The following is a 21,836-nucleotide window of genomic DNA, read 5'->3' as shown; positions in this document are numbered from 1 at the left end:
CCGCTGCAGGAGGCAGCCCATGGTCGCCCTTTCCTTCCGCGCGCTGGCGCGCGGTGCCGCACCCCGCGTCAAGGTCGTGGATATCGGCGCCAATCCGATCGATGCCGACCCTCCCTATGCGGGCATGCTGCGCGCGGGCGAGGCGGAGGTGGTGGGCTTCGAGCCGAACCCTGCGGCGCTTGCCACGCTCGATGCGCGCAAAGGCCCGCTGGAACGCTACTTCCCCCACGCCGTCGGGGATGGCGCGCGCCATACGCTGCGCATCTGCCAGGCACCGGGGATGACGTCGCTGCTCGAGCCCGACCCCGCCGTGCTGTCGCTGTTCCACGGCTTTCCCGACTGGGGCCGCGTGATCGCGACCGAGGAGGTGGACACCGTCCGCCTCGACGACGTGCCCGAGACCGCAGGCGCGGACATGCTGAAGCTCGACATCCAGGGCGCCGAGCTGATGGTGCTGCGCAACGCGGAAGCACGGCTTGCCGACGCGCTGGTGATCCAGGCGGAGGTGGAGTTCCTGCCGCTCTACAAGGGCCAGCCCCTGTATGGGGAGATGGAGGGCTTTCTCGCCGGCCACGGCTTCCGCCTGCATCGCTTCTTCCCGACCGTCAGCCGCGCGATCCAGCCGGTGATGGTGAACAACGATCCCTATGCGGGCATGGGACAGCTGGTCTGGGCCGATGCGGTCTTCATCCGCGACCTGACGCGGCTCGACGCGTTGTCAGACAGGCAATTGTTGGCGATGGCGGCGATCCTGCACGAATGCTACGGCGCCGCGGATGTCGTGTTCCGCTTGCTGGCCGAGCACGATGCGCGCCAGGGCGGCGCACTCTCCGGCGGCTATCTCCAGGGCATGCAGAAGCAGGCGGCGTGACCGCCCGCGCCCGTCAGGGGCACAGGCGGATCCGCTCATAGGCGGCCTCGATGCGGCGGGCAAAGCCGGCCGCATCGCCGATGGTCCGCGCCCAGGCATCGCCAGCCAGCGCCGCCTTCACCCGCGCATGATGCGCGGAATCGAGCGCATGGGCGCAGGCGATCTCCACATATTCGTCCACGCTCGTCGCGGCATTCCCTGGAAGGCCGATCGCGCGCAGCAGCGCGGTCGCCATGCGTGACGCGAAGGCGCGCCCGGCGAGCGTCACGATCGGCAGACCCATGCGCAGCGCGTCGCTCGCCACCGTGCCGGCATTGTAGGGTGTGGTGTCGAGGAACAGGTCCGCGAGGCCGAGCCGCGCGCGATACCGCGCCGGGTCGCAGCGTGTCGCGAACAGAATCCGCGCCGGATCGACGCCGGCCGTCTGTGCTTCCCGCCGAAGGTTGGCGATGCCGGTCGCATTGTCCTCGGTCAGCCACAGCACGCTGCGCGGTGCGCGCGCCATGATGCGCATCCAGGCACCGAAAACCCTGGGCGTGATCTTGTAGAAATTGTTGAAGCAGCAGAGGACGAAGGCGTCCTCGGGCAGGCCCTCGCTTGCGCGCGTCACCGCGGGCAGGGCGGGCGGCTGGCCGTCATTGGCCTGGTAGAGCCCGTCGAGCGGCAGCGGCCGCGGCGCGTAGCCTGAATCCTCCGCTTCCGGGACCACGTCCCGGTCGCAGATCATCCAGTCGAGCTCGGGCAGCGGCACGGGGCCGACATAGCCGAGATAGGTCGCCTGCACCGGCGCGGGCTTCCAGCGCAGCGCGCCGAGCCGCGCACCGCGCGTCAGGCCGTTGAGATCGACGAGGATGTCGATCTCGTCGGCACGGATGCGGCGTGCCAGCTGTTCGTCCGTCAGCTGCCGAACCGGCACATGATGGTCGAAGGCGGCGAGGATGCGCGCGCGCAACTCGCTGCTATCCTCCTCCGTGGTGCAGTAGCCGAAAACCTCGAAGCGGCTGCGGTCGTGGCGTTCGAGCAGTTCCACGATCAGCGTGCCCATCGCATGGCGACAGAAGTCGGAGGAGAGGTAGCCGACGCGGATGCGGTCATGCGCGTAGCCCTGAGTCGGTGCAAGCCGCTCCGGCGCGGCGGGGACCTTGCGCTCGATCCAGGCGGCGCCGATGCGCGTCTGCAGCGCGGGGTCGTCGGTCAGCGCGAGCGCTCCGAGCGGCCCGCCCATCAGCGCCAGCGTCTCCGCATCGAGTCCCGGGATGCCGCCGCCATCGAGTGGCCACATGCAGCCCTTCTGGCGCAGATGCGACCAGTGCTGCACCACGTCGGGCTGCTGGGGGTCCAGGTGCAGGCTCTGCCGCAGCGTCGCCTCGGCCTCGGCGTAGCGCTTCTGGTTCTCGAACAAACGGCCGCGGTGGTTGAGCAGCGGCAGCCGCGCCGCGACCGGCTGCAGCGCGGCATCCCAGGTCGCGAGCGCTTCCTCTTGCCGGCCTTCCGCTTCCAGCGCGAGGCCAAGATTCACCGCCGCCTGGTGCAGGTCCGGCTTCATCGCCAGCGCCTGGCGATAGGCGATCATCGCGCCCTGCCGGTCCCCACCGGCGCCGAGCTGTACGCCGAGGTTGAACCAGGCCGCGAAGCGCTGCGGCGATGCGGGATTTGCGGTCAGCCAGGCGCGATACAGCCCGATCGTCTCGGCCGGCGGCAGTTCTTCGAGGCGCGGCATCAGCGCCTCCAGCCCCATGCCGGCCAGCGGGACCGGGGTCGCGGTATCGAGCGGGGCCATGGCTCAGCCCTCCTGCGCAGAAGGATGGAAGCGGCGGTCGGGCGCGAGGGAAGTGAAGGCGTGGCGCCGCGCGACCGCGTCGCGCCAGCGCGCCTCGTAGTCGGGGCGGAAGCCCGTCTCGACCATCGGATCGTCGAGTTCCGCGCCGAGTTCGAGATAGGTGTCGAGGTTCGTCACATCCGGCCGCGGCAGCCGGCCTTCGGCGAAATCCTGCCACATGCCGTGGAACAACCCTTCGAGTTCCCGGACCAGGCGCGGCGTATCGAACAGCGTCGCCGTCGCGCGCCCTTCCAGCAGCCTTTCCCGTAGCGCCGTAAGCGCCGCGCGGTCCTGCCCAAGTGCGACGGCGCGCGCGACATATTCGTCAGGCGTGGCGCAGATCAGGTCCGTCAGGCCCGCCGCATGCACGAGGCTGCCGCAGACCCGCGCGGCGAAGGACCGGCCTGGCACCGTCAGCACCGGCACGCCCATCCAGAGCGCGTCCGACGCCGTGGTGTGCGCGCCATAGGGCACCGTGTCGAGGAACAGATCCGCCAGCGCGTAGCGCGCGAGGTGGTCATGCGCGCCGACGACGGGCGCGAAGACCAGGCGCTCCGGCGCGACGCCGGCCTCGGATGCCGCGTGGCGGAGCCGCGCCTCGACCTCCTCGCTGCTCTTCAGCAGCCACAGCACGCTGCCGGGCACCTGGCGCAGGATCGCCATCCAACGCCCGAAGACGAAGGGCGTCAGCTTCTGCGTCCCGTTGAAGGAGCAGAAGACGGTGCCCTCCGCGGGCAGGCCGGCGGCCTCGCGCGTCGGCGCCCGGTCGGTCGCGGTCGGGCGCAGCCGGTCGTTGGGCTGGTAGCAGGGCAGGCGCACCACCGTCTCGCTGTAGTAGCGCTCGCTGCCCGGCGGGACGATCTGCGCGTCGGCGATGATGTAGTGGTGGAAGGGGCTGCCCATGCTGCCGGGATAGCCGAGCCAATTGACGATGATCGGCGCCGGCCGGCGCGACAGCAGCCGCGTCCGCGCGCTGCGCGTGTGGCCGTTCACGTCGATCAGGATGTCGACGCCATCGGCCAGCATCATCGCCTCGGCCGCATCGTCGTCGATCGTGCCGATATCGCGCCAGTGCTCGACGGATCCTCGGATGCGCGCCTTGGTCGCATCCTCCTTCGCGATGCCGCAGTAGTAGGCGAAGACCTCGACCTTCTCCCGGTCGTGCAGGCCGAACATCTCGGCCATCAGCGACCCGATCGCGTGCTCGCGAAGGTCCGAGGAAAGGTAGCCGATCCGCAGCCGCCGCCCGGGGACCTGGCCGATGCGGTCGGCGAAATCCGCGGTGGTGCGGAAGCGCGCGGGCCAGCCCGCATCCTCCCTGCAATGCGCGTAGGACACGGCGAGCTGCATCATCGGGTCGTCCGCATGGCAGCAGATGGTCAGCGGCGCCATCCGGCGGAGCATCGCCGGACGATCGAGCCCGGCGAGCGGGATCACCGCCGGCCACTGGCACTGGCGCTGGCGCAGCGCGATCCAGTGCTGCGCCACGTCGCGCTGGCCGGGCGAAATCTCGATCGCCTGGCGCAGCACATCCTCGGCCGGGGCCAGCTGGCGGCTGCCCTCCAGCATCGTCGCCATCTGCTTCAGCGCCGCGACCTTGTAGGCCAGGCCGTCGGCGGTGACGGCCGAAAGGCTGCCGGTGACGTGCGACCACTGGGTGAAGGCCTCGACCGCCGCGCCCATGCGCTCATAGGTCGCGCCGAGGTTAATATAGGGTGGCAGGAAGCCCGGATTGCGCTGGATGGCCGCGGTGAAGGCCTCGGCCGCGCCGCGCAGGTCGTCGAGCGAGGAGAGCAGCACGCCCTGGTTGAACAGGGCGACATGCAGCAGCGGATCGTCAGGATTGAGCGCCGCGTAGTCGCGATACAGTTCCGCCGCCAGCGCCACCTGGCCAGAGGCGGAGAGCGCCTGCGCGCTCGCCACCAGCTCGGCAATGTCCATTCTGGCCATGCCCGCTTCTCCCAGTTCTTGGGTCTCGCGCGGCCCATCCCCGGGCCGCGCGGCAGCGAAGCACGCCTCAGGTAAACAAGGCGTTTACCTGATCGTTGGTCATCACCCCGATCTGGGTGGAGGAGAAGCCCGCCACCTGGGTGTCGGTCAGGGCCGCGATATCGGCCGTTTCCAGCGCGGCGACCTGCGTCGTGCTGAAGGCGGCGATCTGCGTCGTGCTGAACCCGCCCATCTGCGACGTGGTGAGCGCCGCGATCGAGGTGGTGCTCAGCGCAACCACCTGGGTGGTGTTCAGCGCCGCGACCTGGCCCGTTTCGAGACCGACCTGCTGGGTCGTGGACAGGCCGGCGATCGCCGTGGTGGTCAGCGCGACCACCTGTTCCGTCGTCAGCGCGGCCAGCTGGCTTGAGGACAGCGCGCGGATCTGGGTCGAGGAGAGGACATTGACGTCCGCCGTCTCCATCCCCGGCAGTTGGCCTGTGCCGAGTGCGGCCACCTGCGTGGTGGTGAGTGCTGCGACCTGCGTCGTGCTGAGCGCGGCCAACTGCGCCGTGGTCAGCCCGCCCATCTGGGTCGAGCCGAACCCACCGATCTGGGTCGTGGTCAGTGCGCCGACCTGGGTCGTGGTCAGCCCCGGCACCTGCGTCGTGGTCAGCGCGGCGAGCTGGGTCGTGGTCAGCGCGCCGGTCTGCGTCGTGGTCAGGGCCCCAAGCTGCGCCTGGTCGAGCCCGCCGATCTGCGTGGTGCTGAGGACGGCGAGGTCCGTCGTCTCCAGCGCCCGCATCTGCGACGTGGTCAAGGCGCCGACCAGGGTCCGCGTCAGCGCGCCGACCTGCGTCGTCGTCAGCGCGGCCAGGTCTACCGTTTCCATCCCCACGATCTGGGTGGAGGAGAGGGCCGCGACCTGCGTCGTGCTGAGGGCGCCGATCTGCGTCGTGGTCAGCGCCGCCACCTGCGCCGTGGTCAGGCCGCGCACCTGGGTGGTGCCGAGCCCGCCCACCTGCGTGGTGCTGAGCGCACCCAGCTGCGTCGTGGTCAGTGCCGCGATCTGCGTCGTGTTCAGTCCGAGCAGCTGGGTCGTCGATAGCGCACCCACCTGGGTGGTGGTCAGGCTCGCCATCTGCGTGCTGGTCAGGCTGCGCATCTGCACCGTGCCGAGCGCGGCGAGGTCGGTCGTCTCGAGCGCCGCGATCTGCGTCGTCGCGAAGGATCCGAGCTGCACCGAGGTCAGGCCGGTGGCCTGCGTGCTGGTGAGCGCCGCGATGTCCGTCGTATCGAGCCCGCGCAGCTGCGTCGTGCTGAGCGCGCCCACCTGGGTGCTCGTCAGCGCGCCGATCTGCGTCGTGGTCAGCGCGCTGACCTGCGTCGAGGAGAAGCCGACCACCTGGGTCGTGCTGAGCGCACCGACCTGGGTGGTGGTCAGGGCCTCGACCTGTGTCGTGGTCAGTGCCCCGACCTGATCCTGGTTGAGCGCGCGGATCTGTGTGGTGTTCAGCACCGCGAGGTCTGTCGTCTCCAGCGCCCGGACCTGGGTCGTGTTGAGCACGTCCAGCTGCGTGGTGTTGAAGGCCCCCATCTGGGTGGTGGAGAAGGCTGCGATGTCGGCCGTCTCCAGTCCCAGGATCTGGGTCGCGGTCAGGGCGCCGACCTGGGTCGTCGTCAGCACGCCGACCTGCGTCGTGGTAAGGGCGCCAACCTGTGCGCTGGTCAGGCCGCGCAGCGCCGTGGTCCCGATGGCACCGATCTGCGTGGTCGTCAGAACCCCCACCTGCGTCGTCGTCAGGCCCGACAGCTGGGAGGAGTTCAGCGCATTCACCTGCGTCGTGGTCAGCGCACCCAGCTGGGTCGTGCTGAAGCCGCCCATCTGGCTCGAGCCGAGACCGAGGATCTGCGCCGTGGCGAGCGCCGCGACATCCGTGGTCTCCAGCGCACCCACCTGGGTCGTTGCAAGACTGCCGATCTGTGCCGAGGCAAGACCGCGGATCTGGGTCGTGGAGAGCGACGCGATGTCCGTCGTGTCCAGCGCCCGCAGCTGCGTCGTGGTCAGCGCGCCGACCTGGCTGCTGGCCAGCGCGGCCAGCTGCGTGGTCGTGAGCGCGGACACCTGCGCCGTCGTCAGGCGGGCGACCTGCGTGGTGTTGAGTGCTGCGACCTGCGTCGTCGTCAGCGCATCGACCTGCGTCGTCGTCAGTGCCGCGATCGCGGAACCGCCGAGGGCGCCGATCTGCGTCGTGGTCAGCACGGCGAGGTCGGTGGTCTCGATTGCAGCGACCTGGTTGGTCGCCAGCGCGCCGACCTGCGTCGTGGTCAGGGCGCTGACCTGGGTCGTGCTCAGCGCGGCGATGTCCGCCGATTCCAGCGCCTGGATCTGGCGGCTGGACAGCCCGCGGATCTGCGTCGTGGTCAGCGCGCCGACCTGCGTCGTGGAGAGCGCCGCGACCTGCGTCGTCGTCAGTCCGCCGATCTGGGTCGTGTTGAGGGCGGCGACATCCGTCGTCTCCAGCGCCGCCACCTGAATGGTCGAGAGGCCGGCGACCTGGGCCGAGCCGAGCCCGCCAACCTGTGTCGTCGTCAGGGCGGCGATGTCGGTGGTCTCGAGTCCGCGCAGCTGCGTCGTGGTCAGCGCGCCGACCTGCGTGCTTGTCAGGGCGCCGAGCTGCGTGGTCTCCAGCGCTGTGATGGCGCTGGACGTCAGACCGAGGACCTGGGTCGTGGTCAGCGCGCCGATCTGGGTCGTGGTGAGTGCCGCGACCTGCGTCGTCGTCAGGCCGCTGATCTGGGAGGAGGTCAGGCCGCGCACCTGCGTCGTCGTCAGGACGGCGAGGTCCGTCGTCTCCAGCGCCCGCAGCTGCGTCGTGGACAGGCCGATGATCTGCCCGGTCGTCAGCGCACCCACCTGGGTGGTGCTGAGCGCCGCAATGTCGGCGGTGTCGAAGCCGCCCACCTGGGTCGAGGTGAGGGCACCGACCTGCGTCGTGGTGAGGGCCGCGACCTGCGTCGTGGTCAGGGCGCCGACCTGGGAGGTGCCGAGGCCGCGGATCTGCGTGGTGTTCAGGGCTGCGACATCGGTGGTCTCGAGCGCCGCGACCTGCGTGGTGGCGAGACCGGCGATCTGGGCGCTACGCAGCCCCGCGATCTGCGTGGTGCTGAGCGCCGCGATGTCGGTCGTGTCGAGTCCGCGCAGCTGCGTCGTTGTCAGCACATTGACCTGCGTGCTGGTCAGGGCGCCGAGCTGCGTCGTGGTCAGCGCCGCGACCTGCGTCGTGGTCAGGGCCGCCACCTGGGCGGTGGTCAGCGCGCCGACCTGGGTCGTGGTCAGCGCATCGACCTGTGTGGTGCTGAGCGCGGTAATGGTGGTGACGCCGAGCGCCCGGATCTGGGTCGTGGTCAGCACGGCGAGGTCGGTCGTCTCCAGCGCCGCGACCTGCGTGCTGACGAGGCCGGCGACCTGTGTCGTGGTCAGGGCATCGACCTGCGTCGTGGTGAGGGCAGCGATGTCCGCGGTCTCGAAGGCCTGGATCTGGCGGCTGGACAGGCCACGGATCTGGGTGGTGGTCAGCGCCGCGACCTGGGTCGTGGAGAGCGCCGCGATCTGGTTGGTTGCAAGCCCGCCCAGCTGCGTGGTGGTCAGCGTGGCGAGGTCGGTCGTCTCCAGCGCCGCGACCTGGGTCGTGGACAGGCCGGCCACCTGGCTGCTGCGCAGCCCGCTCACCTGCGTGGTGGTCAGCGCGGCGATGTCGGTGGTCTCAAGGCCGCGGAGCTGCGCCGTTGTCAGAACGCCCACCTGAGTGCTGGTCAGGGCGCCCAGCTGCGTCGTGTCGAGGGCACCGATCGCGGTGGAGCTGAGGCCCGGCACCTGCGCCGTGGTCAGGGCGCCGATCTGCGTCGTGGTGAGCGCGGCGACCTGTGTCGTGGTCAGGCCGGCCAGTTGGGTGGAGGTAAGGCCACGGATCTGCGTGGTGTTGAGGACAGCGAGGTCGGTCGTCTCCAGCGCCCGCAGCTGCGCGCTGGTCAGGCCGGCGACTTGCGTCGTGGTCAGGGCGCCCACCTGGGTCGTGCTGAGCGCCGCGATATCCGCCGTGTCGAAGCCGGCGACCTGCGTCGCCGTCAGGGCGCCGATCTGCGTCGTGGTCAGGGCCGCGACCTGCGTCGTGGTCAGGCCACCGAGCTGGGCGGAGGTCAGGCCGCGGATCTGTGTCGTGTTGAGGACGGCAAGGTCGGTCGTCTCCAGCCCGCCGATCTGGGTCGTCGTCAAGCCGGCCAGCTGCGCGCTGCGCAGCCCGGCGACCTGCGTGGTGGTCAGCGCGGCGATGTCGGTGGTCTCGAGCCCGCGCAGCTGCGTCGTCGTCAGCGCGTTGATCTGGGTGCTCGTCAGGGCGCCGATCTGGGTGGTGGTCAGTGCCGCGACCTGCGTCGTGGTCAGCGCCGCGACCTGGCCGGTCGCGAGCGCGCCGATCTGCGTCGTCGTCAGGGCGTCGATCTGCGTCGTGGTCAGCGCTGCGATGGTGGTTGGCGCCAGGACCCGGATCTGCGTGGTGCCGAGGACCGCGAGGTCGGTCGTCTCGAGCGCCGCGACCTGGGTGCTCGTCAGGCCCGCAACCTGCGTCGTGGTCAGCGCATCGACCTGCGTGGTGGTCAATGCGGCGATGTCTGCGGTCTCGAAGGCCTGCATCTGCCGGCTCGACAGGCCGCGCAGCTGAGTCGTGGTCAGCGCGCCGACCTGCGTCGTGGACAGGCCGACGATCTGCGCGGTGGTTAGGCCCGCGAGCTGGGTGGTGTTCAGCGCGGCGAGATCGGTCGTCTCGAGCGCTGCGACCTGCGTCGTGGTGAGGCCGGCGATCTGGCCCGTCCGCAGTCCGGCGATCTGAGTCGTCGTCAGGGCGGCGATGTCGGTCGTCTCAAGCCCGCGGAGCTGCGCGGTCGTCAGCACGCCCACCTGTGTGCTCGTCAGTGCGCCGAGCTGCGTCGTGTCAAGCGCGCCGATGGCGGTCGAGTTCAGCCCCGGTACCTGCGCCGTGGTCAGGGCGCCGATCTGGGTGGTGGTCAGCGCCGCGACCTGCGTCGTGGTCAGGCCGGACAGCTGGGTGGAGGTAAGGCCACGGATCTGGGTGGTGGTGAGGACGGCGAGGTCCGTCGTCTCCAGCGCCCGGAGCTGCGCGCTGGTCAGTCCCGCGATCTGCGTCGTCGTGAGCGCGCCGACCTGCGTCGTGTTGAGCGCGGCGATATCGGTCGTCTCGAGGCCGAGGATCTGCGTCGCCGTCAGGGCGCCAAGCTGGGTCGTCGTCAGCGCTGCGACCTGGGTCGTGCTCAGCGCGCCGATCTGGGCGGAGGTCAGGCCGCGGATCTGTGTGGTATTGAGCGTTGCGAGGTCGGTCGTCTCCAGCGCCGCGACCTGGGTCGTGGTCAGTCCGGCCAGCTGATTGCTGCGCAGGCCCGCCACCTGGGTAGTGGTCAGGGCCACCACGTCCGCGGTCTCAAGACCTCGCAGCTGCGTCGTCGAAAGCGCATTGACCTGCGTGCTGGACAGCGCTCCGATCTGCGTCGTCGTCAGCGCCGCGATGCCGGAGGAGGTGATGGCCGCGGTCTGCGTCGTCGTCAGCGCGCCGATCTGGGTCGTCGTGAGTGCCTCGACCTGCGTGGTCGTCAGCGCGCCGATCGCGGTCGCGCCGAGCGCGCGGATCTGCGTGGTGTTGAGCGCGGCGAGGTCGGTCGTCTCCAGCGCGCGGACCTGGGTCGAGTTCAGCGCCGCCACCTGCGCCGAGCCGAGTGCCGCGACCTGCGTCGTGCTGAGTGCCGCGATGTCGTCCGTGCCGAAGCCCGGGATCTGGCGGGAGGAGAGGCCGGCGACCTGCGTCGAGGTGAGGGCCGCGACCTGGGTGGTCGAAAGTGCCGCCGTCTGCGTGGAGGTCAGCCCCTGCAGCTGGGTCGTCGTCAGCGCAGCGAGGTCGGTCGTCTCGAGCGCGGCGATGCTGGTCGTCGTCAGGCCGGCGACCTGGCCGCTGCGCAGCCCGGCCACCTGGGTGGTCGTCAGCGCCGCGATGTCGGTCGTGTCGAGGCCACGCAGCTGCGCGGTGGTCAGCACGCCGACCTGCGTGCTGGTCAGGGCCCCGAGCTGGGTGGTGGTGAGTGCCGAGATCGAGGTCGAGCTCAGCCCGCCCACCTGGTCGGTGCCGAGCGCGCCGACCTGGGTCGTGGTCAGGGCGCCGACCTGGGTCGTCGTCAGCGCGGCGATCTGCGTCGAGGTGAGCCCACGCATCTGCGTCGTGCTCAGCGCGGCGAGGTCGGTCGTCTCCAGCGCGCGGAGCTGGGCGCTGGTCAGCGCCGCGACCTGCGTCGTGCTGAAGGCGCCCACCTGGGTCGTGGACAGCGCCGCGATGTCGGACGTTTCCATGCCCCGCAGCTGCGTGGCGGTCAGCGCGCCCACCTGCGTGGTCGTCAAGGCGTCGACCTGCGTGGTTGAGAGGGCGCCGATCTGGGCAGAGGTCAGTCCGCGCACCTGCGTGCTGTTCAGCACCGCGAGGTCCGTTGTCTCGAGCGCGCCGACCTGCGTCGTGCTCAGCGCGGCGATCTGGGAGGTTCGCAGCACCGCGACCTGGGTCGTCGTCAGCGCCGCGATCTGCGTTGTCGCCATGCTTCGGATGGCGGTCGTCGTCAGGCCGGCGATCGTGGTGGTGGTCAGCCCCTGGATCTGCGTCGTCGTCAGGGAGGAGATCACGGTCATCGCTGGCTCCAAGCCGGTTTAGCGTCGTGCGGGCACCGCTGTGCCCGCCATGCGGGCAGCGACGCCAAGACGTGCCAGGACCTTCTGTCGGCACGGCGTCTCTGGCGAAGGATGCGGGCGGTGTACTTGAGCAACAGTTAAGAGGAGGAAAGTTGACGTCCCGCGACAGATCACGGTTCGCGGAGACTCTCCTGAACGCCGCGCAGCACCGGCGAGAGGAAGTAGGACAGGACGCTGCGCGTGCCGACGCGCACTTCCGCCGTCACCGTCATGCCGGGGGTCGGCGCGGCGCCTTCCGGCAGGCCGACCAGCGCGGGCGCGTCGAGCGTGACCTGGGCGCGATGCACCGCGCCGCCCGACATCTGCCCTGGTTCCGGTCCCTCGGCGCCTTGTCGTGGCGGGCCGGATTCCTGCGCGATGGCGCGCAGGCGGCCGGTCAGCAGGCCATGCCGCTGGAAGGGAAAGGCGTCGATCTTCACCACCACCGGGTCGCCGGCGCGGGCGTGGCCGATATCGGCCGAGCGCAGCGTCACCTCGGCGATCAGGGGCGCGCCGGCGGGCACGAGGCTGACCAGCGGCTCCGCTTCGCGCATCACTGAGCCGACGGAGCGGCGTGCCACCTCCAGCACCGTGCCGTCGGCCGGCGCGGTGACGACCGTGAGCTCGGCCAGCCGCGTCGCCTTGGTCAGCGCTTCCTCGACACGCGCGAGCTCGCCGCGCAGGCGCGCCACCTCCTCTAGGATCTGGCGACGCCAATCGTCCAGGAACCCCTGTCGCTCCGACCGCTTCGATTCCAGCGCGTGCCGCAACTCCTGCATCCGGCCGCGATCCTGGTCGCGCTGCTGTTCCGCCTGCAGGCGGCGGGCGCGTGCCTCCAGGAACTGCAGGCGGGAGCCGATCTGCCCTTCGAGCAGCCGCGCGCGCAGCGCTTCCACGTCGCGGGCGATCGTCACCTGCTCGGCCAACGCGACGTCGTTCTCCTCGAGCGTGCGGATCGCGGTTTCCTGGCCGCGGATCTCCTCGTCGAGCGCGCGGAGCCGCGCGGCGAGGAAGGCCTGGCGCTGCGCGTGCAGGCTGGCCTGGATCAGCGCGTCGCGGTCCTCGCCGGCGGGCGGCGGCAGGCCGGCGAGCTCCGCCTCCATGCGGCCGAGCTGGGCGGCGATCGCGCGCCGCTGGCCCGACAGCGCGGCGCGATCGGCCTCGGCGAAAGAGGGATCGAGCACGGCGAGCACCTGGCCCTGGCGCACCACCTCGCCAGGACGGACGCGGATTTCCCTGATCACGGCGCGTTCGATCGGCTGCAGCACGATTGGCGGGGCATCGGGCGCGAGCCGCCCGGTGCCCGAGACGACCATGTCGACCTTCGCAACGCCGGCGATGCCGACGAGCCCCGCGAACATGGCGGCGACGACCCAGTGCATGCCGCCCAACATGCGCGGCGGCGGCTCGGCGATCAGCGCCTCGAGCTCGTCCTGGAACGGCACGGCCTCGGCCACGGGCGGCGCGACCGCGGGGTCGCGCCGCGGCGGCGCGCCGCGTTCGCTGCGCCGTGTCCGGGCGGCTAGCGCAGGTGCTGGGTCTGCTGGTGCCATAGGTGCCGATAGACGTCACAGCGTCCGAGCAACACGTCATGCGGGGCGAAGTCGACCGCGCGACCTTGCTCGAGCACGAGGATGGAGTCCGCCCGCACGAGCGAGGACAGGCGGTGGGAGACGATGACCATCGTCCGGCCGCGGCCGATCTCGGCGAGGTTCGCCTGGATGATCGCCTCGCTGTCCGGGTCGAGCGCGCTGGTCGCCTCGTCCAGGATCAGCAGCGGCGGGCGCGTCAGCAGGGCGCGCGCGATGGCGATGCGCTGGCGCTGGCCGCCGGAAAAGTTGGAAGCCCCTTCCTCGACCATGGTGTCGTAGGCCATGGGCAGGCGCTCGATGAATTCCTGCGCGCCGGCCAGCCGGGCGGCCTCCAGCACCTCCGGCAGCGGGGCGTCGGGGCGGGCGGCGGCGATGTTGTCGCGCAGCGTGCCGCGGAAGAGCAGGTTCTCCTGCAGCACCACGCCGACATGGCGGCGCAGGTGCTCGAGGTCGATGGTGCGGATATCCGCCTCGCCGAAGCGGATCAGCCCTTCCTGCGGCGCGTGGATGCCCTGGATCAGCCGCGTGACAGTGGTCTTGCCGGAGCCCGAACGGCCGACCACGCCGATCATCTGGCCCTGTTCCACGGTGAAGGAGACGCGGTCGAGCGCGGGGCTCGCCGCGCCGGGGTAGCGGAAGGTGACGTCCTCGAAGCGGATGGCGCCGGACAGCGGCGGGCGCGCGAGACGTTCCTTCGCGCGTCCCTCGGGCTTGGCGTTCATCACCGTGCCGAGCATCCGCACCGACAGCGCCGCTTCCTGGTACTCGTTGATCAGCGTGACGATCTGCACGAGCGGCCCCGTCACCTTGCCCGAGAGCATGGTGAAGGCGACCAGCGCGCCAACGGTCAGGCTGCCCTCGAACACCAGCGCCGCGCCCAGGCCGAGCACGGTGATCTGCATCAGCCGTTCCAGCACGCCGGTCGCGACCGAGCCGAAGGCGGAAATCCGGCCGACATCGGCATGCGCGCGCACCGCGGTCGCTACCTGCCCGTCCCAGGCGCGTTGGCGCACCGGTTCCAGCACCAGGGACTTGACCGCGCGCATGTTGTGCAGCGTCTCGACCAGATGCGCCTGGCGCGCGCCTTCGGCGGCGTAGAGCCCGTTCAGCCGGCCGCGGAAGGAGGGCACCATGGCGCCGATCACCACCGCGATGGCCAGTGAGAAGCCGAGCACCACGAGCGTCAGAACGCCCGAGTAGATCGCGAGCAGCACAAGCAGGACCGGCAGCAACGCCGCGTCCAGCAGCGTCTGGAACAGCCGGCCAGTGAGGAAATGCCGCAGCTTCTCGGTCTGCTGCATGTGGCGGACGACCACACCCGCCGCATGCGTCTCGAAGAACGACAGGGGCAGCGAGAGCAGGTGGCGGAAAGTCCGCGCACCGAGCCGCGCATCGACCTTGTTCGATGCCAGCAGCATCAGCCTTTGCCGGGCATAGGTGAAGAAGCCGTCGAACAGGGCGAGCACGATGAAGACGGCGACGACCACATAGAGCGTCTGCCAGGCCTGGTGCGCCACCACCTTGTCGATCAGCACCTGGAACAACAGCGGGATGGCGAAGGCGATCAGGTTCGACAGCACCGCGGCGATGGCGACGCCGGTGAAGAAGCGTCGGTGGCGGGCGATTTCCGGCAGGAACCAGGAAAAGCCGAAGGGGCGGTCGTCTTCCGCCAGCGCGGTGGCGCGGCGGCAGAGGATCAGCGTGCCCGACCATTCCGCCATGAAGCGATCGCGCGGGACCAGGCGGACGCCTTCCGCCTCCTCCGCCGGGTCGAGCACGGCGGCGGCGAGTTCCCCGTCCGGCCCGGGGACGACGTGCACCAGGATGACCCAGGAGCCGTCGCGGCGCACGGCGAGCGCGGGATAGGCGCTGCCAAGCCGCGTCGCCTTGTCCCAGGAGCAATGCGACAGCGCGCGCGCCTTCAGCCCGAGCCGGCGCATGGAGCCGAGCACGGCCGGCAGCATGTCCGGCCCCTGGGCCGTCGGCAGCTCGTCCGGTGCCATCTGCAACCCGTGGTGCATGGCGATCAGGAAGAGGCTCCGCAGGGCTGTCAGTTCTGGCGCCAAGATGCGTTCCGCCGGGGATAGGGGGCGAAATGTACCGGAGCACCCTTGCGGTCGCGTTAAGCCGGGGCGCTTGGCCTATCCGGTCGGCGCGAATGTTCAGAATCTAGGCATTGGCGCCGAAGAAGAGCGAAAAATCACCAGTGCCGACTCAAAAGATGAAAAATTACGCAAATTCTGATGGCGAGATGATTGCTGCGCACGCTCACAGGGACCTAGCCTGAGGCCTTCGGATCGTGGAGACGGCGATGAAGCTCGGGGTCTTCCTTCCCATCGGGAACAACGGGTGGCTGATCTCCACCACCTCCCCCCAGTACATGCCGACCTTCGAGTTGAACCGAGAGGTAACGCTCAAGGCGGAGCGCTTCGGGTTCGATTTCGCGCTGTCGATGATCAAGCTGCGCGGCTTCGGCGGCCCAAGCCGCTACTGGGACTTCAACCTGGAGAGCTTCACGCTGATGGCCGGCCTCGCGGCGGTCACGACGCGCATAAAGCTCTTTGCCTCGGTCGCCATCCTCTCGATCCCGCCGGCGCTGATCGCGCGCATGGCGACGACGATCGACGCCATCGCACCCGGGCGCTTCGGCGTGAACATCGTCACCGGCTGGCAGAAGGCCGAGTACGAGCAGATGGGAATCTGGCCTGGCGAGGCGCATTTCGCGCGCCGCTACGAATACGCCGAGGAATACGCGTCGATCCTGCAGGACCTCTGGGACGACGGCGTGTCCGACCACAAGGGCGAGTTCTTCCAGATGACCGATTGCCGCGTCGCGCCGACGCCGTCCGCCAAGGTCGACATCATCTCGGCGGGGCAGTCCAACCGCGGCATGAAGTTCGCGGCCGAATACGCCGACTACAACTTCATCAGCGTGGGCGGCATCAACGACGTCGCCCAGGTGGCGCCGCACACCGAGCGCCTGCTCGCCGCCAACGCCGCCGCCGGGCGGTCCTGCGAGGCGATGCTGCTGATGATGATCATTGCCGACGAGACGGACGACGCCGCGATGGCCAAGTGGAACCATTACGTCGAAGGCACCGACATCGAGGCGCTGGCCTGGCGCGACGGCCAGGCCGCGGCGGACGTGAAGGCGGAAGCGCATTCGACGGTCGGCCGCATGGTCCGCTCCGACCGCGTGCCCACCAACATGCTGCGGCTGATCGGTTCCTACGAGACGATCGCGCGGCAGATGGACGAGCTTTCCGCCATTCCCGGACTGGCCGGCGTGATGCTCACCTTCGATGACTACCTCGTCGGGATGGAGCAGTTCGGCACGCGCATCATGCCGCTTATGACATCGCGCCTGCCGGTCGCCGAGGCGGCCTGACGATGCCCGAGGGGCCGATGATCGCGCAGCTCGACCTGGAGCTGCGCGGCATCCGCAAGCGATACGGCAGCTTCCTCGCCGTCGACGACGTGTCGCTCAAGGTCGAGAAGGGGTAGTTCGTTTGCCTGCTCGGCCCTCCGGCTGCGGCAAGACGACGACGCTGCGCTGCGTCGCGGGTCTCGAGGAGCCTGACGAGGGCGACATCCTGATCGCCGGGCGGGAAGTGACCGGCGATCCGCCCTGGAAGTGCGACATCGCCATGATGTTCCAGGACTTCGCGCTGTTCCCGCAATTGAGCGTCGCCAAGCAGGTCGGCTTCGGGCTCGAGATGCTGAAGAAGCCAGGCGCCGGGATCGCCAAGGGCGTGGCCGAGCTGCTCGCGGCCTTCGAGATCGCGCATCTGGCCGACCGCCGCCCGGCGTAGCTTTCGGGCGGGCAGAAGCAGCGCGTGGCTCTCGCGCGCGCCATGATCACCGAGCCGCGCATCCTGCTGCTCGACGAGCCGATCGGCGCGCTCGACTACGCGCTGCGCGAGGCGGTGATTCTGGAGCTAAAGGCGCTGCAGAAGCGCTCCGATATCTCCTTCATCTGGGTGACGGATGATCAGAACGATGCCTTCTCGCTCGGCGACCACGTCGTCGTGATGAACCATGCGCGGATCGACCAGCAGGGCCCGCTCGAGGAGTTGCTCGCGCGCCCCCGCACCGCCTTCGTCGCGGGCTTCATCCAGGGCAACAACGTACTGCGCGGCACGGCGGGCGCGACGCAGGGCGGGGTGCTGCCGGTCGAGACCGCGGATGGCCGCTTCCTCGTGCCGTTCATCGGTGGCGCGCCCGCCCCAGGCAGCGACGTTTCCTTCTCGGTTCGCGCCGAGCGGATGGAGGAGGGCGAGACCGACCTGCCCAACGCATCGTCGTTCGCTGCACCACGGTCGAGTATTTCGGCGCCTTCCGTCGCCACGATGGCGGGGAGGGGCGCGACGGCGGGTCGCTCGAGGATCGTTCCCAACGCGTCTTTGTCTGGAACACGCGCCCATCCAACCTTGAATACTACACGGAGAAGTGGAACGAATTCCTCGCCGCCTGAGCGGAGGGGACAGCGTGATCGAGGAAGGCAAGACGGCGCGGCAGCTCTACGCCGAGATGAAGGCCGCACCCACGCGCCGGCGCTTCGGCTTCGGCCGGCGCGCCGCGCTGATCAACATCGACGTGCAATGCGCCTACACCCAGCCACAGACTTACGTCACCGCCTATGAGACCGACCCGCGGCAGATCGAGCACATCAACGCGCTCGCCCACGCCTTCCGCGCGCGGGGCTGGCCGGTCGTCTGGACCTATGTCTCCTACCTGCGCTCGGGCGAGGATTGCGGCGTCTGGGGCACGCGCTCCGACACGCCGGACAGCCTGCAGAACATCAAGGAAGGCTCGCCGCGCGCGGCACTCGACCCGCGGACGGACCGCGCGGCCTCCGACATCCTGATCAACAAGCGCATGGCGAGCGCCTTCTTCGAGACGAACCTGCGCTCCCTGCTGACCTTCCACGGCACGGACACCGTCATCGTCACCGGCGGGTCGACCTCCGGCTGCGTACGTGCGACGGTGGTCGACGGGTTGTCCTGCGGCTACCGCATGATCGTGCCGGAGGAATGCGTGGCCGACCGCCATGAAGGCCCGCATTTCGCGAACCTCTACGACATGGCGGTGAAATACGCGGATGTGCTGCCGGTGGCCGAGGTCCTGGCCGCCATCCCGCGCCTGGAGGGCTGACGCTATGCTGAAGACCCCCGGCCACTACGCCTACATGCCCTGGCGGCGCCGGCCGCGCATCACCTGGCCCGGCGGCGCGCGCATCGCCGTCTGGGTCGCCCCCAATATCGAGCACTACGAATACGACCCGCCGCCCAACGCGCGCCGCATGCCCTGGCCGCGGCCGGTGCCCGACATCCTAGGCTATTCCTGGCGGGACTACGGCAACCGCGCGGGCTTCTGGCGCATGGCGGATGTCATGGCGCGGCACGGCGTGCGCGGGTCCGTCTCGCTCAACGTCGCGGTCTGCGACCACTACCCCGAGATCATCGAGCGCTGCTGCGAGCTGGGCTGGGAACTGTTCAGCCACGGCACCTACAACACGCGCTACTTCTACGGCATGAGCGAGGACCAGCAGCGGGACGTCATCCGGGAGAATCGGGAGACCATCCTGCGCGCCTCCGGCCAGTCCATGGATGGCTGGCTGACGCCGGCGATTTCCAACGACGAAACGACGCAGGACATCCTGGCCGAGGAAGGCATCCTCTACACGCTCGACCTGTTGCACGACGACCAGCCGACGCCGATCCGAACCCGGTCGGGCAAGCGTCTCGTCTCCATCCCCTATTCGCTCGAGGTGAACGACGTGCCGCTGCTCGTGATGCGCAATACGCCGCCCGAGCGCTACGCCGCCATCTGCAAGGCGCAGTTCGACCAGCTGTATGAGGAAGGGGAGGAGAGCGGCACCGTGCTCTGCCTGCCGCTGCACCCCTTCCTGATCGGCCAGCCGCACCGGATCGCAGCGCTCGACGACGTGCTGCGCCACATCACCGCGCACGACAAGGTCTGGCTCGCGACGGGGCGGGAGATCGCGCAGCACTACATCGACCATCACCTCGCCGCGCATGAGGCCTGGATCGTGGAGGGCACGCCATGACCGGCCTTCCGCCCGACTACTTCGTCTATCCGCACCGCCGGCGCGGGATGGACCATGCACGGTATCCCTATCGCATCCTGCCCCGGACCACCCCCTTGGCCTGGCCGGGCGGGGCGCGCGTGGCGCTCTGGATCGCGGTCCATCTCGGGCATTTCCCGATGGACATGCCGCTCAAGCCCGTCGTCGCGCCGGGCGGGATGGAACGTCCCTATCCCTCCTTCTGGGACTTCACGCAGCGGGACTACGGCAACCGCATCGGCATCTACCGCATGATGAAGGCGATGGCGGCGCGCGGCCTGCCGGCCACGGCGCTGATCAGCGCCACGCTTGCGCGCGAATACCCGGTGCTGATGAATGATATCGCCGCAGCCGGCTGGGAACCTGCCTGTGCCGGCCTCGACATGGCTCATATCCATCACGGCCAGGTGGCGGAGGCCGAGGAAGCCGCCTGGATCACCGAAGCGACCGGCCTTCTCCGCGCCCGCTTCGGCGATGCGCTGCGCGGCTGGCATTCACCGGCGCATTCCGAATCCCACCGCACGCCCGACCTGGTCGCGAAGGCGGGGTTCGCCTGGACCAGCGGCTGGGTGAACGACGACCTGCCCTACGAATTCGCGACCGAAGCGGGGCCGATGATGGCCATGCCGCTGCCGCAGGACCTGTCCGACCAGCGCATGCTGCACCAGCAGAACATGGCAACCGAGGACTACGTCACCGCCATCCTCGCCGCGCATGCGGCGCTGGATGCCGAGGCCGCGGCGACGGGCTCGGGACGCATCCTGACACTTTCGGTCACGCCCTGGCTGATGGGCCAGGCGCATCGCATCGGCGCCTTCGCGGGGATGCTCGATGCCATCCTTGCCCGTGGCGGGGTCTGGCCCGCCACGGCGTCGCAGATCCTGGCGGCCTATTCCGGCAGCCGGTAGCGGACATAGACGCCGGTGCGGCCCTCGTTCCAATCGGCCGAGCGGTCGTAGCGGAAGGTCGCGCCCAGCGCGAGTTCCGGCGTCATCGCGTATTCGATGTCGGCGCGCACGCTGCCGATCAGCCCGGCCTCGCTCTGTGAGGCGTAGAAGGCCTGGATGCGCGGGTCCTGTCCGGTTCGCGCGGCAAGCGCGCCCTGCAGGCCCGGATCGTTCGGGAAGACCGGCGCGCGGTCCTCCGACCACACCGCGTAGCCGACCGAACCGCCAAGCCTCCACGACCAGTCCCCCGACCGTGCCCGCCAATCCACCGGTACGTTCACCGCCGTGTAGTTCTGCGGGCTGAAATAGCCGCCATGGCCCAGCGAGAAGAAGCGCAGGTTCTCGTCATAGGCGAAGTAGACCAGGTCGAGCCCGACCGTCACTTGCTCGTCCGGCCGGCGCAGCACCGCGTAGTTCATCCCGGCGCCGGCTTCGACCCGTGCGTTGTCGCGCACGTTCTCGCCCTGGAAGATCGAGTAGCCGCCGCCGGCATAGAAAGTCGCCGCGCCCTGGGAATACTCCACCTGCGCGCGGCCCCCGGTGCGTACCACGCCGCCCCAGGTCTGGCCGGTCAGCCCGTCCCGCGCGCCGGACCACGACAGCAGGCTGTCCGTCACCGCCCGGCGTTCCCCGGTCATGCGGACGCGCCAGCCGCCGCCGAGCCCGGGCGCCACCTCGACCCCGCCCACCACGTTCTGCGTCCGGAAGCCGAGCGGCGTGCTGCCGACATCGGCGCGGAACCAGTCGCGCTGGTAGGAGAGCCCGAGGGCGACGCCGCTCGCCGAGTCATCGAGCGGCCGGCGCATGTTGCCCGGGAAGGCGACCGCATTGCCGCCGAAGGATTGCAGTGACGTCAGGTCGCCGGGCAGCGTGCCGGTGCTGATCGAGACCGGCGTGACGTTCGCGGCGAGCCGCCCGCCAACGCCCCGCGGCGACAGCGACGCCTCGAGCGGGATCGACACTTCCTCCAGCCGGTCGAGGCCATTGGTGCCCGATCGGCCGCGCATCGTCGGCGACACCACGAAGCGGGTCGAGGCGGCCTCGCGCGCCCGCTCCACCTCCCGCGCGATCTCGGCCGAGAGCGGGTCGCGCGACGCCGGCGCGCCCACCGTCACCCCGGCGCTGCGGAACGGATTGGCGCTCGCCATGCCGCCCGGCGTGTAGGATATCGGTACCACCTGGCCGATCTGCGCGCTGCGCTGTTCCTGCGCCAGCTGCGCCGCGCGCAGCGCGCCGCGCTCGTCGCCGCGCGCGCGTGCCAGGCGGGCCTGCATCAGCGACACGCGCGCCTCGTTGGGTGCAAGCACGCGCGCCTCATCGACCAGCGCCTCGGCGCGGCGGTAGTCGCGCGCCGCGATCGCGGCATCGACGGCGCCGGCCCGCGCCTCGAGGTTGCGCGGATCGCGCGCGAGCACGCTCTCGGCGATCTGCTGCGCTTCCTCCGGCCGCCGCGCGCCGGCATAGAGCCGCGCGAGCGCCATGTTCGCCGCCGGATCCTGCGGATTGCGCGCGAGGGCCGGCCGCAGTCGCTCGAAGCCCGTCGCCTGGTCGCCGGCCTCGTTCGCGCGGTCTGCGCCGCGCACGGCGATCCCCGCCAGCAGCGCCTCCGCCTGGCGGCGGCTGTCGGCGGGCAGGGAGGGGTCGCCCTCCACGCCGCGCACCAGCGTCATCGCCATCTGTTCCTGGCCGGCTTCCAGCAGCGCGCCGGCGATGGCGAGCCGTGCCGGGGCCGATGGCGCGCGGTTGACAGCGAGCGCCACGCGCGCCGCCTCCTCCGCGCCGCGGGCATCGCCGATGCGGCCGAAGGCT

11 protein-coding genes and 1 pseudogene are annotated in these 21,836 nt (G+C 70.2%); 6 read left to right on the top strand and 6 right to left on the bottom strand.

Annotated elements, in window-relative coordinates; all coding sequences use genetic code 11:
* The first annotated feature begins 19 nt into the window (after positions 1–19).
* Positions 20–871 (top strand): FkbM family methyltransferase, encoded by an 852-nt coding sequence (locus tag HW577_RS01435; RefSeq protein ID WP_198374267.1) that lies wholly within the window; start codon positions 20–22, stop codon positions 869–871.
* A gap of 13 nt (positions 872–884) precedes the next feature.
* Here the strand turns inward: HW577_RS01435 and HW577_RS01430 are convergent, their stop codons facing one another.
* The 5 genes from HW577_RS01430 to HW577_RS01410 form a co-directional block, all read right to left on the bottom strand.
* Positions 885–2,651: an O-linked N-acetylglucosamine transferase, SPINDLY family protein gene (locus HW577_RS01430; RefSeq protein WP_198374266.1), complete on the bottom strand. Its 1,767-nt coding sequence runs from the start codon at positions 2,649–2,651 to the stop codon at positions 885–887.
* 3 nt (positions 2,652–2,654) lie between these two features.
* Positions 2,655–4,640: an O-linked N-acetylglucosamine transferase, SPINDLY family protein gene (locus HW577_RS01425; RefSeq protein ID WP_232474596.1), complete on the bottom strand. Its 1,986-nt coding sequence runs from the start codon at positions 4,638–4,640 to the stop codon at positions 2,655–2,657.
* A gap of 67 nt (positions 4,641–4,707) precedes the next feature.
* Positions 4,708–11,361, bottom strand: coding sequence for a hypothetical protein (locus HW577_RS01420; RefSeq protein WP_198374303.1), 6,654 nt, complete (start codon positions 11,359–11,361; stop codon positions 4,708–4,710).
* 170 nt (positions 11,362–11,531) lie between these two features.
* Positions 11,532–12,857 (bottom strand): HlyD family type I secretion periplasmic adaptor subunit, encoded by a 1,326-nt coding sequence (locus HW577_RS01415; RefSeq protein ID WP_198374265.1) that lies wholly within the window; start codon positions 12,855–12,857, stop codon positions 11,532–11,534.
* Between the two features lie 65 nt (positions 12,858–12,922).
* Positions 12,923–15,058 carry a peptidase domain-containing ABC transporter gene (locus tag HW577_RS01410; protein WP_232474595.1) on the bottom strand — a complete coding sequence of 712 codons (2,136 nt, stop codon included), beginning with the start codon at positions 15,056–15,058 and terminating at the stop codon, positions 12,923–12,925.
* Positions 15,059–15,303: 245 nt separating this feature from the next.
* Between HW577_RS01410 and rutA the strand changes: the two genes are divergently transcribed.
* The 5 genes and pseudogenes from rutA (at position 15,304) to HW577_RS01380 (ending at position 19,988) form a co-directional block, all read left to right on the top strand.
* A complete protein-coding gene (gene rutA, locus HW577_RS01405; RefSeq protein ID WP_198374264.1) occupies positions 15,304–16,380 on the top strand; it encodes a pyrimidine utilization protein A in 1,077 nt (358 codons plus the stop codon).
* A 121-nt stretch (positions 16,381–16,501) separates the two neighbouring features.
* A pseudogene (locus HW577_RS01395) lies at positions 16,502–17,635 on the top strand (ABC transporter ATP-binding protein).
* Positions 17,589–18,146 carry an isochorismatase family protein gene (locus tag HW577_RS01390; protein ID WP_332837318.1) on the top strand — a complete coding sequence of 186 codons (558 nt, stop codon included), beginning with the start codon at positions 17,589–17,591 and terminating at the stop codon, positions 18,144–18,146. Before HW577_RS01395 ends, HW577_RS01390 begins: the two are co-directional and overlap by 47 nt.
* Positions 18,147–18,150: 4 nt before the next feature.
* Positions 18,151–19,062 (top strand): polysaccharide deacetylase family protein, encoded by a 912-nt coding sequence (locus HW577_RS01385; RefSeq protein WP_198374260.1) that lies wholly within the window; start codon positions 18,151–18,153, stop codon positions 19,060–19,062.
* Positions 19,059–19,988: a polysaccharide deacetylase family protein gene (locus tag HW577_RS01380; RefSeq protein ID WP_198374259.1), complete on the top strand. Its 930-nt coding sequence runs from the start codon at positions 19,059–19,061 to the stop codon at positions 19,986–19,988. Before HW577_RS01385 ends, HW577_RS01380 begins: the two co-directional genes overlap by 4 nt.
* Here the strand turns inward: HW577_RS01380 and HW577_RS01375 are convergent.
* Positions 19,970–21,836: cellulose synthase subunit BcsC-related outer membrane protein (locus HW577_RS01375; RefSeq protein WP_232474594.1), on the bottom strand; the 1,867-nt coding region annotated here is incomplete at its 5' end. The two genes, HW577_RS01380 and HW577_RS01375, sit on opposite strands and share 19 nt — an antisense overlap.

This window comes from Neoroseomonas rubea (assembly GCF_016106015.1).
In the GTDB taxonomy this organism is placed as follows: domain Bacteria; phylum Pseudomonadota; class Alphaproteobacteria; order Acetobacterales; family Acetobacteraceae; genus Neoroseomonas; species Neoroseomonas rubea.
This window is presented reverse-complemented; position numbering and strand designations above follow the sequence as displayed.

Excerpts from the sequence above, each read along its gene's own strand:
- HW577_RS01435 (WP_198374267.1), top strand. The coding sequence starts at position 20 with ATGGTCGCCCTTTCCTTCCGCGCGCTGGCGCGCGGTGCCGCACCCCGC.
- HW577_RS01430 (WP_198374266.1), bottom strand. The coding sequence starts at position 2,651 with ATGGCCCCGCTCGATACCGCGACCCCGGTCCCGCTGGCCGGCATGGGG.
- HW577_RS01425 (WP_232474596.1), bottom strand. The coding sequence starts at position 4,640 with ATGGCCAGAATGGACATTGCCGAGCTGGTGGCGAGCGCGCAGGCGCTC.
- HW577_RS01420 (WP_198374303.1), bottom strand. The coding sequence starts at position 11,361 with ATGACCGTGATCTCCTCCCTGACGACGACGCAGATCCAGGGGCTGACC.
- rutA (WP_198374264.1), top strand. The coding sequence starts at position 15,304 with ATGAAGCTCGGGGTCTTCCTTCCCATCGGGAACAACGGGTGGCTGATC.
- HW577_RS01385 (WP_198374260.1), top strand. The coding sequence starts at position 18,151 with ATGCTGAAGACCCCCGGCCACTACGCCTACATGCCCTGGCGGCGCCGG.
- HW577_RS01380 (WP_198374259.1), top strand. The coding sequence starts at position 19,059 with ATGACCGGCCTTCCGCCCGACTACTTCGTCTATCCGCACCGCCGGCGC.